Origin of the sequence: Vibrio sp. S234-5 (genome assembly GCF_000960595.1) — a bacterium.
Taxonomy (GTDB): domain Bacteria; phylum Pseudomonadota; class Gammaproteobacteria; order Enterobacterales; family Vibrionaceae; genus Vibrio.
On record NZ_JZAM01000239.1, the window covers coordinates 1 to 523 of the forward strand.

Annotated in this window: 1 pseudogene; it reads left to right on the forward strand. The window is 42.8% G+C overall.

The annotated features are described in order from the left end of the window. Nucleotides 1-128 (forward strand): annotated as a pseudogene (locus UF06_RS24605) (GNAT family N-acetyltransferase); the annotation flags it as partial. Between the last annotated feature and the right edge of the window lie 395 nt (nucleotides 129-523).

Below are 523 nucleotides of genomic sequence, written 5' to 3' on the forward strand. Positions count from 1 at the left end.
TTAACCGTCAACTTAAAAAAGTAGAGATTGGCTACTGGTTAAGCTCTGAATACCAAGGTAAAGGTATCGTGAGTAAGTCGGTTTTAAAACTGACCGACTTGGCTTTTACTGAGTTTGATATGGAAAAGGGGTTCATCCGGAAAATCGATACCTGAATGGCTTTTCTGATACCATATCGCCAAAAATAGCCAGTTAATGTCAACTTCACTTCTTTACCATCGCTTTGGAATACGCGGCCCTTTCCATTATTGCTCTACAGAGTTTGATGGTGACGCGACCATCTTTCACGTAGCACACAATCCTCATATTAAATGTCCATCATGTCGTAGTCGTGATGTCATAAAAAAAAGGAGGTAAGGTTCGCCGTTTCATCGCTACGCCAATCGGCACTAGCCCCAGGGCGTCCGCATGAATGGTTAGAATTTAGTCATTGACTTAAATCCAGCAACTAAGACTTGCTCCAAGAAGCCGGGGTTCATCATGCAACGTTTCTGCTTCATTGGCACACTAATTTTGCTTGGCT